The organism is Arcobacter ellisii (genome assembly GCF_003544915.1).
Taxonomy (GTDB): domain Bacteria; phylum Campylobacterota; class Campylobacteria; order Campylobacterales; family Arcobacteraceae; genus Aliarcobacter; species Aliarcobacter ellisii.
Window position 1 is genome coordinate 1,551,513 of the sequence record NZ_CP032097.1, and the last position, 14,810, is coordinate 1,566,322.

Genomic DNA, 14,810 nt, shown 5'->3' on the forward strand with positions numbered 1-14,810 from the left:
ATAATTGCTCTTTAAACAAAAAATAAATTTCAAAAGTCAAGACAAATGATTATTTTTTTTAAATTTTTATCTCTTTAAATTTAGAGGATTAGGCAATAGTTCTGGAAAATTGTTCTACCTTTAATCAATACTTTTTTATATAATAAAAAATTAACTAATCTTTTTAAATAGGAAAAATTATGAATGAAGTTACTATAAACAATAAAAAATATGAATTAAAAAATATTTCAGAAGATACACCAATATTATGGGTATTAAGAGATTATCTTAATTTAACTGGAACAAAATTTGGTTGTGGAGTTGCCCAATGTGGAGCCTGTACAATTTTACTTGAGAATGAATCTATAAGAAGTTGTTCAACACCAATATCACAAGCTTTTGGAAAAAATATCACAACAATAGAAAATCAAGAGGATAAACAATTAAAAGCTTTAAGAATTGTTTGGCGTGAATATGATGTTGCACAATGTGGATATTGTCAATCAGGTCAACTTATGAATGCAACAGGATTATTAAAATCAAAAACAAATCCAACAGAAACAGAAATAAAAGAGGCAATGCAAGGAAATATTTGCAGATGTGGAACATATAATAAAATTTTAAAAGCTATAACAACAGTGGCAAAAGGATAAAAAATGAAATTAACTAGAAGAGAATTTATTAAAAATAGTGCACTTGTTAGTTCAGCTTTTGTTATAGGATTTAATCTTCCAATTAAAGGAATGGCAGCTCAATTAGAAAAGAAAAAAGAAGTTATTGAACCAAATGCTTTTATAAAAATTGATAAAGATAATAAAATCACATTTATTCTTGGTCAAGTTGAGATGGGGCAAGGAGCATATACAGGAATTGCCATGTGTATTGCTGATGAGTTAGATGCTTATTGGGATGAGATTATTTTTGAACCAGCACCAGTTAAAGATGTTTATAATATTCCAGGCATGCCTATGATGTTAACGGGTGGTTCTATGAGTATTAAAACTCAACAACAACGTGTACGACAAGTTGGTGCAACTTTAAGATATATGCTAAAAACTGCTGCATCAAAAAAATGGCAAGTTAGAATTTATGATGTTGAAACAAAAGATTCATTTGTAATAAATAAAAGAACAAAAGAGAAATTATCTTATGGTAGTTTAATTGATGAAATAAAAAATATGCCAATTCCAAGTGATGTGAAATTAAAAGATAAAAGTGAATATAACTTAATAGGAAAAAGAGTTAAAAGACATCCAATAGAAGTTGAAGAAAAAATAACAGGAAAGGCTAAATTTGGTATTGATGTTAGACTTCCTGATATGAAATACGCAGCACTTGTTCAACCAAGAGTATTTGGTGGAAAAATTAAAAGTTATGATGACTCTAAAGCAAAAAATATGGCAGGAGTTTTAAAAATAAAACAACTTCCAAATGAAAAAATTGCTGTAATTGCAAATCATTGGTATCAAGCAAAACTTGCAAGCGAAGCAATAAATGTTATTTGGGATAATGGGGAGTTTGAAAAAATTAGTACAGCTGATTTAGAAAAAGAGTATAAGAGTTATTTAGGTAAAGAAGATTTACCAATAATGAAAAAAGATGGTGATAGTAAAACTGCATTTGATAAAGCTTTTAAAGTTGTAGAGGCTGAGTATTCTTTCCCATTTTTAGCCCATGCTCCAATGGAACCACTAAACTGTACAGTTCATCATCAAGGTTCTAAAGCATTTATGAGCGTTGGTGGACAATTTCAAACTTTATATAGAGGAACAGCTGCAAAAATTTTAGGAATAGAACCTGAAAATGTTGAATATTATAATAATTATTTAGGAAGTAGTTTTGGAAGAAGAGCAAATCTTGCAAGTGATTTTGTCGTTGATGCTGTTTTAGTTGCAAAAGATGAAGCTTGGCCAATTCAAACTTTATGGACAAGAGAAGATGATATAAAAATGGGTTATTATAGACCAATGACTTTAAGCAAAGCAAAAATGGCAGTTGATAAAAAAGGAAATATCACAGCTTTTAAAGCTGATATAATAAATCAATCTTTAACAAAAGGAACAATGTTTGAATCAATGATGTTTAAAGATGGGATAGATAAAACTCAAAGAGAAGGTCTTGATGACCATCCATATAAAATAGCAACTCATGATTTAAAAGCCTTTTGTCCAAGTTCTCCTATTCCTGTTTTATGGTTACGTTCAGTTGGGCACACTGTTTCAGCTCCTATTGTTGAAAATATAATTGACCAAGCTGCAATAGCAAGCAATCTTGACCCAATAGATTTTAGAATCAAAAATTTAAAAGAGCCAAGATTTATAAAACTTCTTGAAAATGTTTCAAAGCAATCAAACTGGAAAAAACGAGAAAAAAATAGTGGTTATGGAGTTGCAATTGCTGAAAGTTTCGGTAGTATCGTGGCTTACGTTGTAAAAGTAAAAGTTGAAAACAATGATTATAAAGTTGAACATGTTTGGGCAGCTGTTGATTGTGGAATAGCTGTAAATCCACTAGGAATTGAAAATCAAATTGAAGGTGCAATTAATTTTACAATTGGATATATTAAATCTGCTCAAATTACCCTAACAAACGGAGCAGTTGACCAAAACAATTTTTATGATTATGAAGTAAATAGAATTAGTGATGCGCCACTTAGTATAAATGTTGAAATTATAAATTCAGGTGAAAAAATAGGTGGAATTGGTGAAGTTGGAGTTCCTCCAATGTTTGCTGCTATTATAAATGCACTTTATGATGTAACTGGAAAAAGATACACAAGTTTTCCTATAAAACTAGGATAATTTATGTTTTTAGATAAAAAAATTTTAGATTTTATAAAAAATTGTAAAAATAGAAAATTAGATATAACTATAACAACAGTAGTTGAAACTTTTGGTTCTACATATGCAAAAGTTGGAAATATGATGCTTGTAAATTCACAAAATGAATTTACAGGTATTTTAGGAAGTTCTTTTTTACAAAATAAAATTTTAGAGTTATCAAAAATTTCATTAGAAAAAAAAGAGATAAATTTTTTTGAATCAATTGCTAAAGATGAATCAACAGGTCATGGAACTTCAAAATATAAAGTTGAACCTTTTTTTTATGATAAAGATTATAAAGATTTAGATAAAAATTTAAAAAAACTTTTTTCACTTTTGATTTTTGGCTCTGGAGCTCATGTTACTTCTTTGATTTTAATGGCGAACTTATTAGGTTGGGAAACAACAGTTATTGATGTAGAAATTCATAATGAATTTGTAAAAGAAGCAGATACATTAATAGAATTAAAAAAACTTGAAGATATTTTATCTATGGATTTAAACTCTTTTGACGCAAGTGTAATTTTAAGTCATAGTCCAAAAACTGATGATATTTATCTAAAAGCTTTGATTAATTCAAATATGAATTATATTGGAATGATGGGAAATAAAAAAAATATGCAAAGAATAAAACAAGAGTTTAATTTACAAAATGATAAAAGATTTTTTGCTCCAATTGGTTTAGATATTGGAGGAAATACTCATCAAGCTATTGCTTTATCAATTTGTGCTCAAATAGAAGCTAGAAAAAATAAAAAGATTTGATATGGAAAAATTGAATAATTTAGCAATTTTAATTTTAGCAGCAGGAAGTTCAAGTAGACTTGGCAAGCCAAAACAGTTATTAAAATATAAAAATGAATCTCTTTTAAAAATATCAGTTAAAAAAGCTTTGAAAATTTCAAGTAATATTTTTGTTGTTCTAGGACATGAAAAAGAAAAGTGTGAACATGAGTTAAAGGAATTTAAAAATATAAATCTAATTTATAACAAAAATTATAAAGATGGTATGGGAACTTCTATATCTTTTGGTATTAGTTATACAAAATATTTTGAAAACACTTTAATAATGCTTTGTGACCAACCATTTATACCAATAAAACATCTAAACTCTTTAAAAAAAGAAATTGATAATAAATCTATAATCTCTTCAATTTATGAAGAAAATGAAAATCCAACTGTTCCTGCTATTTTTCCTAAAAAGTTTTATAACAAACTTTTAAAATTAGATACCAACAAAGGTGCAAAAGAGATTCTAAAAAAAGAAAAAAATATATCAATAAAACTTTTAAAAAAGTATTCAATAGATATTGATACAAAAGAGGATTTAAACTATTTAGAGTAGAATTTATAAAAATTCCACTCTATTTCTTCCTTTGTTTTTTGCTTTATATAATGCTTTATCAGCCCTACTTACTATAGAGTTTTCATTATCTAACTCTTTACTAATAGTTAAACCAAAACTACAAGTTTTTTTACCAACTTTAAAAAAGTGATGTTCTTCAATCTCTTTTCTTAATTTTTCAGCAAAAGCTTCTAACTCCTCTTTTGTAACATTTGGAACAATTATTAAAAACTCTTCACCACCCCATCTTCCTAAAATATCGCTACTTCTAACATTTTTATTAAGAACAGAACAAATTTCTATTAAAACTTCATCTCCAATATTATGTCCAAAGGTATCATTTACATCTTTAAAAAAATCTATATCTAAAATAATCAATCCAAAACCAATATTTGTTCTATGAAATCTTGATAATTCATACTTTAAGGAATCATCTAGTTTATGTCTATTATGAAGATTTGTTAATTTATCTGTATTAGACATTTTTTCTAATTCAAAATTTTTTATCTCTAAAATATCTTGAAGATTTTTTAAAGAGTTTAATGCTTTTTTAGTTTTTTCTTTTTCATTATAAAGTTTTCTATTCCAATAAATTGTAATAAAAATTAAAATAAAAATAGGAACAATTATTTTCCATAAAATCATATAATCAACTGATTGTTCAAACTTAATAGAAAACCATTTATTATAGGCATTTTGTTTATCATTTTCTAAAATAGAATTTACACCCTTTTGAAAAATTCTATTTAAAATAGGTTCATCATTTCTTGTTGCAAGAGATAAATCCCATTTTACATCAAGTTTTCCAGCAATTTTTATGTTATAAAAATTATTCTCTTGAATTTCATAACCAATTGAAACCAAAGTATCAATAAAAGCAAAAACTTTTTTCTCAGATAATAATTCCAAGCCCTCTTTTATATTTGTTACTTCAATAAACTTTTTATTTGGATATCTTTTTTTTAGAATTTCACTATAAGCATAACCTTTTACTAAAGCTATCTCTTTATCTAAAATTTGCTCAATATTTTCAATAAAAAGTTCTTTATGTAATGTTGCTATCACAAAAGGAAAAGATAAATAAGGGCTTGTAAAATCAAGATACTTACTTCTTTCTTCTGTTTTCATAGCTAAAGATAAAATATCACACTCTCTATTTTTAGCAAACTCTAAACTTTGTTCCCATGAAGATGTTTTTATCAACTCTATATTTATATTCAATTTTTGTGACATTTTTTTAATCAAATCTGCTGCCATTCCTTCGTGAAAACCATTTTCATTTATTCTTTCAAGTGGCATCCAATTTGGGTCAACACACATTTTTATTAATTTCTTTTTTGATAAATATGATAATTCATCATCATCAAGTTTAATATTTAATTCATCAATCTTATCAGTAATATCATATTTCCCAAACCATTTCTCTTCTAATTCATCTAACTCTTTTAAAGTTAAACTATTTAATCCTTTATTTAAAAGCTGATTTAAAATAGGTTTATCTTTTGAAGTTAAAAATCTATATGAAGTTCTTTCAGTAGAATTAAAATCTGCAAAAACCGAAGAAATCTTTATATTTGTAAAACCTTTTTTCTTTATAAAATATCTAGTCATTAGATTCTCGCCAATCATTGCATAGGCTTCACCTTTTGAAACTGCTTCTAACATCTCTTCAAAATTATCTACAACTAAAAGTTTTATTTTTGGATAGTTTTTTGAAATAAACTCTTCACTTGACCAAGATTTCCCAACAACTAATATTTTCCCATTTAACTCTTCAATATTTTTAATTTCAGGATTCTCTTTTCTTGTTACAAAATGTGTTTCATACCAAATATATGGGTCTGAAAAAATTCCATCATTTTCTCTTTGAGGTGTTTTTGTTAGAGTATGTAATAAATCTATTTTTTTATCTTTAAAATCATTATAAAGTTGTGACCAACTATCACTTGTTTCATATTCAAATTTAACACCAATTTTTTTTGATAAAAGATTTAAAATATCAATACTAAATCCATAAGGTTGATTCCCAATTGTAAAATCAAAAGGAGGAAAGTTTGTTTCATTACTAACTTTTATTATTGGATTTTCTTTTATAAATTTTTTCTCTTCATCACTTAATAAAATAGTTTTTATATTTTGTGACTCTTTTTTATCAAACCATTTTCCTTTTAAATCTCTTTTTTGCGTAATAGAAAGATTTTCCAAAGCTTTATTAATCATTTGAGCTAAAATTGGATACTCTTTATTAACTGCAAAATGAAAATCATGATAAACCCCTACTCTGTTATCAAATATTTTATAAACCTTTTTTAAATTCACATAAGAATCTTTATCCATAAGATATTCCATAACAGCATCTGATTCTATTGTTGCATCTGCTTTACAATCAGAAACAGCTTCTAAAGCTTCTTGCATATTTTCAACTTCCAAATGAGTAAAATTTATACCTTTATTTTTTAGTAACTCTAAATATGTATAACCTTTTGGAAAAGCGATTATTTTGCCTTTTAAATCATAAGCATTTTGAATAGAATCTTCACCATTTCTAACAATAATTACATCTTGAGCTTTTAAATATGAGTTTGTTAGTATTGAATTTTCTTTATAAAAATTTGATTCAAAAATAGATGTTAAAATATCAAGTTCTCCTTTTTTAAAACTTTCAATTTGATTATCCCAATTACCATCTATTTTAAACTCAACATTAAATCCCAAAGATTTTAATAATATCTCAATTAACTCTATACTATAACCTGTTGGTTTATTATTTTTTATATAATCCAAAGGTGGATAAAACTTATCACTTGCAATTTTGATTGTTGGATGTTCTTTTAAAAAATTTTCTTCCTCTTTTGTTAAAGAGATAGTTGTAGGATTTTTTATAAATAAAATATCTTCAAGATTATCTTTTTTTGGTGCAAAACCCAATTCGATATATAATTCAGCAATTTTTCTTACCTTTTCAATATCAATACTTCCTAAAGAGTAATTTTTTTGTAAAATAAATTTTTTACTCTCATTTGCTTCAAATAACAATGCATCTTTTGTTTTATGTTGTGTATTATATTTTTCTAAAATTAGATTAACACTTTCATTTATATTATTTAAAGCATAATCCCAACCTTTATTTGTTGCCTCAACAAATTCTTTAACTAAAAGAGGATTTTGTGTTGCAAATTTTTTAGAAGTAAAAAGATTTACTTCGTAAAATTCAACACCATAATTATTTGGGTCTAAAATATTATAAGGTAAACCATTTTTTATAAAATGATAAGGCTCATTTGGTAAAAAAGTTGAAGTTGCATCAATTTTATCTTTTTCAAAATTTGGAATATCAAAATTTGGTTCAACTAATATTAAATCATCTTTTGAAATATTAAAGACCTTAAACATTTGTTGAAAACTTGCACTTGAAGCATCAAATAAAGGAATCATTACTCTTTTTCCAATCAAATCTTCAGGTGTTCTAATCTCTGGTCTTGTAATTAGTGCTAATGGCGAACGTTTAAAATAGTTGGCTAAAAAAACTATATCTTTTCCATTTAACCACTCATTTATAAGGCCAGAACCCCAAACTCCTATTTGTACATTTTCATTTAAAACTTCATCCATGATATTTGATTTTCCATCAAATTCAATAAATTCAACATCAACACCCAAATCTTTATAAAATCCTTTTTCCTTTGCCATATAAAATCCAGCAAATTCAAATTGATGTTTCCATTGAAGTTGAAGTTTAATTTTTTTCTCTTGATTTTTTGCATAAGAATTTAATGTAAAAATAAAAATTAAAAAAAGAAAAAAAAGAGTTTTTAATCTCAAAATATACCTTTTATTATTCAATAATATTTATCATTATATCCTCTTATGTATTAATTATTTATATCTCAAAATTAAAGTATTTTATAAAACTAATTATTTTATCATTGCCCATAAAAATATTTAAAGGATTTTTGATGAAAATAGCAATCATTGGTGCTGGTTTTTCTGGCTGTAATTTATATAATAATTTAAAAGAAAAATATCAAGATATAACTATTTTTGAAAAATCAAGAGGTGTTGGAGGAAGAATAAGTACAAAATATATAAATGATAAATTTATTGACCACGGAACTTCTTCAATAATACCAATAACTGATGATTTAAAACTCTTTTGTCTTGATTTAGTAAAAAATGATGTATTAAAAAGTAAATATGATGAATTCATTCCTAAAAATGGAATAAATAATATTTGTAAATTTCTAATCAATGAAAATGATTTAGTAAAAAATACAAAAATTGAAAAAATTATTAAAAAAGATAAAAAATGGGTTTTAGAAGACTCAAATCAGAAAATTTATGATGATTTTGATTTACTTTTTCTTACAATTCCAACTACACAAATTTTACAATTGGATATGGAACTTCCAAATGATTTAAAAGAGAAACTACAAACTATCAAATATGACTCAACTTTTTCTTTGATTTTATACTCAAATGAAAATATAAAATTAGATGAAAACAAAATATATGAAAACCAAAATGTAAAAAATATTATAAATAATTCAAAAAAATATGCTTACAAAGATTTTAGTTCTTATGTAATTCACTCATCAAAAGAGTTTGCAAATGAAATAAATGAAAAAACAAAAGAGGAAATCTATGAAATTTTTTTAAATAGTTTTGAAAAAGAAGTTGTAAATGAGTTAAAAAAATTTACACAAATTCCTCATCTTTGGAAATATGCCTTTGCAAAAAACTCTTTAGATATGCCATATTTTTTTGATAAAGAGTTAAAATTAGGTGTTTGTGGTGACTATTTTAGTCATAATAATTTAGAAGCATCTCTTTTAAGTTCAGAATTTTTAGGAAATCTAAACTTATAAATAGTTTTTAGTTTTTTATAGTTAATCTATAACCAAAACTATAAATATTTTCAACATTTAAAAGAGGGATTTTTTTTCTAAGTCTTGAAATTATATTTTTTAGATTTGAAATATCCCCTTGACTTTCAAAATCATCTCTCCATAAATAAGAGATTATCTCTTCATTTGAGTAAGTTTTTTCTGGATATTTTAAAAGAAGTTCAACTAAATAAAGCTCTTTTTTTGTTAGTTTTAAAATTTCTTCTTTGTATGTCAGTTGTTTTAACTCTTTATTCCAAATTAGTTCATCATCAATTTTTATAAATAAAGAAACTTTTGAATCTTTTTTATATTTTGTTTCATAAATTTCTTTTGAAATTTTAAAAATCACATCTAAAAAAGTGTTATAGTCAATTGGTTTTAAAATAAATTGAGAAATACCTACATTTATAAGTTCCATCAAATAATCTTTTTCGTTGTATGCGGATAAAACAATAACTTTTTGTAAAGGATTTATTTTATAAATATTTTTAATCAAATCAATACCATTCATATTTGGCATTTGAATATCAGTTATTATTAAATCATAAAACTCTTCATTTGATTTATAATATTCATTATATTTACTTAATCCATCTTTTCCATCAATAGCAATATCAACTTTATCAAAAATATCTCCAAGTAAAAAACCCATCTCTTTTACTATATTTTCATCATCTTCTACAAATAAAACTGAGATTTTTTTACCATATTTTTCTAAAGAGATATAATCTATCAATGTTAATTCCTTTAATTAGCTTCTAAAATAGTTTTTACATCAATTATTATACCAATACTTCCATCACCTCTTACAGTTGCACCAGCAACACTTTCAACTTTTCTGAAATTTGTCTCTATTGCTTTTAGAACTACTTGCTGTTGTTGTAAGAATTCGTCTATTAAAAAAGCAGCTTTTTGTTCTTGGGATTTTACAATAATTAAAATTCCATCTTCTAATTTTTTTGATTTGGGAACAATATTAAAATACTCATATAATCTTATTATTGGAATAAATTCATTTCTTAACATCAATAATTGACTACTTCCATCACCTACAAACTTTATCATATCAGTTGTTGGTTGAATTGATTCAACAATAGAAGAAGTAGGAAGAATAAATATATTATTTCCAATTTTTATATTTAATCCATCTAAAATAGAGTGAGTTAAAGGTACTATTATTGAAACTTTTGTTCCTTTATCTGTTTCACTTTCCACTTCTAAATCTGCATTAAATTTATTTGTGTACTCATTTATTCCAGTCATCTCTTCAATATCTTCTTTGTTAAGTCCTACACCATCATCTTCTATACAAAAACTAATTTGTCCATTTAATTGATTTACAATTAATTTTAAAGTTGCTTCTTCATTTTTATCTTTTAAAACTCTCTCTTCTACAGTTTCAATTCCATAACTAACAGCATTTGAGATGATTTTTTTAATTAAAGTATCTAATAATTCAATAAGTGATTTATCAACTTTGGTCTCTCCACCAACTAAGATAAACTTTATTTTTTTATTTTGGGGAATTATCTCTTTCAAAAAATTATTGTATGTTTCATACATACTTTCAAATTTAACCATTCTTATATCTGTTGCATAATCTTGAAGTTCAACTATATGTCTTTGTAAAAGATTGATTTTTTCAAGTAGGCTTTTTTTAGCTTCTCCTGAAGGTAAATTATCAATTGTTTGAGCCATCATAGAATTTGTGATTACTAAATCACCTACTTTATTTAAAAGTTTTTCCAATTTTTCTAATTCTACACTTACATTTGTATTTGTCATTAATTTCTCTTTATTATAAATTTGTTAAATACAAGAAGCCCTATCTTCATATGTTCCTGTTCTAAAATTTAACACTTTTTCTACTTTGAAAATTTTCCCTTGCTTTTTGCAATCTTCTTGGGTTACTTCTTGATTATTCATACATCCTAAAAATAGAACATTTATAATAATAACAATAAATAAGTTTCTCATAACGTTTCCTTTTGACTTATTTACTATTATACTACTAATTTTGTATAAAAAATAATATTTTAATGAGAAAATAAACAAAAAGAATTTATCTGTTTCTATTTTTACATAAATTTTTTAAAATAGCAATCTTAAAAGCTTAAAAATTTTATTATTTTGATAAAATCAAATAGAAGATAAAATCATAGGTAAACATGGAAGATAAAAACAATATTTTTATAAACTTAAATGAAGTGATAAACAACACAATCGAAGGAATTTTAATAATTGAAGAGGGTTTTATAAAAAATATAAATCACTCTTTATTGGAAATTTTAGGTTATGAAAAAAAAGATGAATTGATTGACAAATTAGCAACTGGAATTTTAATTCCAACTTCAAAAGAAAAATTTATCAAATATAATGAAAAACTATTTCAAGAGATATCTTTAATCACAAAAGATGGAAATATAATCCCCGTAATCATAAAAATCAAAAATCTAAACTATCAAAATAAAGATTATAAAATGGTTTTTATTTTGGATTTGAGTGAATTAAAAGAAAAAGAAAAAATGGTAATTCATCAATCAAAACTCTCTGCAATGGGAGAGATGATTTCTATGATTGCACATCAATGGAGACAACCTTTATCTACTATTTCTAGTATGTTAACTAGAATAAAACTGAAAAATGATATGAATAAACTTGATAAAATTTTCTTAGATAATATGTTAAGTGATATGAATAAATATATCCAATATATGTCAACAACAATAGATGATTTTAGGAATTTTTTTACAATTGATTCAAAAAAAGAGTTGCTTTGTTTAAATGAAATTGTTTTAAGTGCTTCAAAAATGTTGGAAAAAACTTTTTTATCACAAAAGATAAAAATTGAAATTACAAATAAAGAGTTAACAAAAATCAATCTTCCAAAAAATGAATTAATCCAAGTGGTTTTAAATATTTTAAACAATGCAAAAGATGCTTTTTTAGAAAAAAACATTTCAAACTCAATTATAAAAATCTCTTTTGAAGAGGAAAGAAATCAACAAAAAATTTTTATAGAAGATAATGCAGGTGGAATTAGTGAAAATATAATTTCAAAAATATTTAATCCATATTTTTCTACAAAAACTAAAAAAAATGGTTCAGGCTTAGGATTATATATTTGTAAAAATATTTTAGAAAAAGATAACCTTGGAGATATAGAGGTTTCAAATATAGAAAATGGAACTATTTTTATTATTACAATCAATAAAAACTAATTTTTAAAAAGGAATTGTAATTATAAAGTTAGCTCCTTTGTACTCTTTTTTATTATAAATATATGTTTCATTTTGAGCTATTATTTTTCCATGAAAATGTTTTTCAATTATCTCTCTTGACATAAATAATCCAATTCCTGTACCTTTATCTGAACCTTTAGTTGTAAAATATGGGTCAAATATTTTTTCTAAAATAGTTGGTTCAATTCCATTTGCATTATCTTTTAACGAAATATAAGCCTCATTTTCTATTTTTTTAATAGTTACAAAAATAAATCTCTCTTCATATGGTAACTCTTCTAAAACATCTCTTGCATTATTTAAAATATTTATAAAAACTTGTACTAATTCATTTTCAAAACCAAGAATTGTCACATCTTCACAATCTTCAATAACTTTTATCGCCCTATTTGTAAATCTAGAACTTGTTAATTTTAATGTTTTATTTAAAACATCTTTTATATTAAATTTTTCTTTGATTTTATCAACTCTATAAAAATCTCTAAAATCATCAATTGTATTTGATAAAAATTTTGTACTATTCATAATATTATCAACAGCTTCATTTAAAAGTTCATCAGTTAAAGTGTCATACTCTTTATTTAATTTTATTCCACTAGCACTTGTTGAAATAAAACTTAATGGCTGTCTCCATTGATGTGCTATATTTTCAATCATTTCTCCCATTGAAGCCATTTTTGATTGTTGGAAAAGCATATTATCTTTTTGTCTATTTTGTTCAACTTCCTCTTTTATCTCTTTTTTAAGATTTTCATTTAATTTTTTTAATTCATAAGTTTTTTCTTCAACTTTTTTTTCTAAATCTCTGTTTAATTGGGTTAATTTGCTATCCATCAACTCAAGTTTTACAATATCTTTTTCCAACTCTTTATTTGAAATTTCAAGTTGTTTTTCATTTTCTTCAATCTTATCAAGCATTTTATTTATCTCATTTGATAAAATACCCAACTCATCTTCTCTTTTAATATCAGCCCTTTGATTTCTATTTCCTGTTGCTGTTTGAGTTGCAACTTTTATTAAAGTATATAAATCTTTTGTAATATTTGTTGCTAAAAAATAAGAAAAAAGATATCCAATAATTATTGCAATTAATATAAATAAAATCGCTTCATAAAAAATTTGTTCTAAATTTTGAGAAATTTCATTTTGATTTAAAGCAATTCTTACCCAAGCGATATGTTGATTTTCCCTAAAAATAGGCATTATATAATCTATTATTTCATCATTTTGAACAAGCATATATGGTTCTATTTTTTTTGATAATAAAAAGGCTAAACTTAAATCATCTGATAAATATAAATTTATATACTCTTTATCATTGTGAGCGATAATTTTTCCTTCTTTATTTAAAATCATTGCATATTCCAAATTTGGATATTTTGAGATTGAAGAAATCAACTCTTCTAAACCTATATAATCATTTGATAATATCCATAAAACAGAATTTTGAGCAACACTTTTTGTCAAACTTTTAACTTGTTTTATATTTTGGGTATATAAAAAATTTTTTTGTTCACTTAATAAATCATAAACAAAAACACTCATTAAAATAATATGAGTTAAAGTAATGGTAATAATCAATCTTCTTTTTATAGATTTTAAATAAAATGTTTTGATTTTTTCTATCATTTTATTTCCCTAATATTTTGTTCAAAATCAGTTATAAAATCTTTAACAATATTATAAGTATTTTCATCTGCTTTTTCAAAATGTGTCAAATTTATTCTATAAAGAATCAATTCTCCTTCAGGATTTGTATTTAATTCAAGAATTAATTTACTAATCTTTTCTACTAACTCTTTTGGCATATCCTCTTTTGCAACTAAAGCATTATTTGGTAAACTTTTTGTCTCCCATAATACTTTCATTTCATTTGCGATTTCAGGTCTTTCCTTTTTAAATTTTTCCCAAGGTTGAGTCCAAGTTGCACACAAATCGGTTGTTTTTAAATAGATATTCATCAAAGCTGATTCTTGTGAACCAACATAAATATTTTCAATATCTTTATTTACATCTATTCCATTTTCATATAAAAAATATTGAGGTAAAAGTGTCGCTGCAAGTGCAGTTGAAGCAGGATAACTTATTTTTTTTCCTTTTACATCTTCAAAGCTTTTTATATCACTATCTTTTCTTGCTAAAATTATTCCTCGAAAATTCTCATCTCCTGCCATTTTTGCGAAAACTTTATATCCATATTTTAAAGACTCTAAAGTTTGATAAGGATTTGGTAGAGCAAAATCAAAATGTTTTAAAGATAATTTTTCATTAAAAGAGTCGTAATTTCTAGAAGCTTCTAACTCAATTCTAACATCTTTTAAATTTTTATTTAGATAGTCAACCAAAGGTTGATAAATTTCAAAAAGATGTTTTGGATTATATAAAGGATGAACACCAAAAATATATACTTTTTTATCAATAATTACTTTATCTTTTTGGTATGTGGGAGAATACTTTATTGAAGTATCCTCACATGAATTAAAAAAAAACAATATAAAAAGTATTAAAATTAATTTTTTTATCATAAAATTATTAT

Annotated in this window: 12 protein-coding genes; 6 read left to right on the forward strand and 6 right to left on the reverse strand. The window is 24.4% G+C overall.

The window, feature by feature from the left end; translation table 11 throughout:
* Window positions 1–179 precede the first annotated feature (179 nt).
* Genes AELL_RS07980 through AELL_RS07995 form a run of 4 tightly spaced genes read left to right on the forward strand, consistent with a single transcriptional unit; the run spans window position 180 to window position 4,146 of the window.
* A complete protein-coding gene (locus tag AELL_RS07980; protein ID WP_118917442.1) occupies window positions 180–632 on the forward strand; it encodes a (2Fe-2S)-binding protein in 453 nt (150 codons plus the stop codon).
* A 3-nt stretch (window positions 633–635) separates the two neighbouring features.
* Window positions 636–2,780 (forward strand): xanthine dehydrogenase family protein molybdopterin-binding subunit, encoded by a 2,145-nt coding sequence (locus AELL_RS07985; RefSeq protein ID WP_118917443.1) that lies wholly within the window; start codon window positions 636–638, stop codon window positions 2,778–2,780.
* A gap of 3 nt (window positions 2,781–2,783) precedes the next feature.
* Complete coding sequence (locus tag AELL_RS07990; protein ID WP_118917444.1) at window positions 2,784–3,566, forward strand: XdhC family protein; 783 nt, start codon at window positions 2,784–2,786, stop codon at window positions 3,564–3,566.
* A 1-nt stretch (window position 3,567) separates the two neighbouring features.
* Window positions 3,568–4,146, forward strand: a complete 579-nt coding sequence (locus AELL_RS07995) for a nucleotidyltransferase family protein (RefSeq protein WP_118917445.1) — start codon at window positions 3,568–3,570, stop codon at window positions 4,144–4,146.
* Between the two features lie 3 nt (window positions 4,147–4,149).
* Here the strand turns inward: AELL_RS07995 and AELL_RS08000 are convergent, their stop codons facing one another.
* Complete coding sequence (locus AELL_RS08000; protein ID WP_118917446.1) at window positions 4,150–7,968, reverse strand: transporter substrate-binding domain-containing protein; 3,819 nt, start codon at window positions 7,966–7,968, stop codon at window positions 4,150–4,152.
* 134 nt (window positions 7,969–8,102) lie between these two features.
* On the opposite strand from AELL_RS08000, the gene AELL_RS08005 reads away from it, so the two are divergent.
* On the forward strand, window positions 8,103–9,011 hold the full coding sequence (locus AELL_RS08005) for an NAD(P)-binding protein (protein WP_118917447.1): 909 nt from the start codon (window positions 8,103–8,105) through the stop codon (window positions 9,009–9,011).
* A gap of 7 nt (window positions 9,012–9,018) precedes the next feature.
* Here AELL_RS08005 and AELL_RS08010 read toward each other — a convergent pair whose 3' ends face one another.
* The 3 genes from AELL_RS08010 to AELL_RS14290 are packed head-to-tail and all read right to left on the reverse strand — an operon-like array spanning window position 9,019 to window position 11,009.
* Window positions 9,019–9,768 (reverse strand): response regulator transcription factor, encoded by a 750-nt coding sequence (locus AELL_RS08010; protein WP_118917448.1) that lies wholly within the window; start codon window positions 9,766–9,768, stop codon window positions 9,019–9,021.
* Between the two features lie 11 nt (window positions 9,769–9,779).
* Window positions 9,780–10,817 (reverse strand): chemotaxis protein CheW, encoded by a 1,038-nt coding sequence (locus AELL_RS08015; RefSeq protein ID WP_118917449.1) that lies wholly within the window; start codon window positions 10,815–10,817, stop codon window positions 9,780–9,782.
* A gap of 24 nt (window positions 10,818–10,841) precedes the next feature.
* A complete protein-coding gene (locus AELL_RS14290) occupies window positions 10,842–11,009 on the reverse strand; it encodes a hypothetical protein (RefSeq protein ID WP_164967240.1) in 168 nt (55 codons plus the stop codon).
* A gap of 191 nt (window positions 11,010–11,200) precedes the next feature.
* Here AELL_RS14290 and AELL_RS08020 point away from each other — a divergent pair, with 191 nt between their 5' ends.
* Complete coding sequence (locus AELL_RS08020; RefSeq protein ID WP_118917450.1) at window positions 11,201–12,253, forward strand: PAS domain-containing sensor histidine kinase; 1,053 nt, start codon at window positions 11,201–11,203, stop codon at window positions 12,251–12,253.
* 3 nt (window positions 12,254–12,256) lie between these two features.
* Here the strand turns inward: AELL_RS08020 and AELL_RS08025 are convergent, their stop codons facing one another.
* Complete coding sequence (locus AELL_RS08025; RefSeq protein ID WP_118917451.1) at window positions 12,257–13,903, reverse strand: ATP-binding protein; 1,647 nt, start codon at window positions 13,901–13,903, stop codon at window positions 12,257–12,259.
* Window positions 13,900–14,799: a phosphate/phosphite/phosphonate ABC transporter substrate-binding protein gene (locus AELL_RS08030; protein ID WP_226805966.1), complete on the reverse strand. Its 900-nt coding sequence runs from the start codon at window positions 14,797–14,799 to the stop codon at window positions 13,900–13,902. Before AELL_RS08030 ends, AELL_RS08025 begins: the two co-directional genes overlap by 4 nt.
* Between the last annotated feature and the right edge of the window lie 11 nt (window positions 14,800–14,810).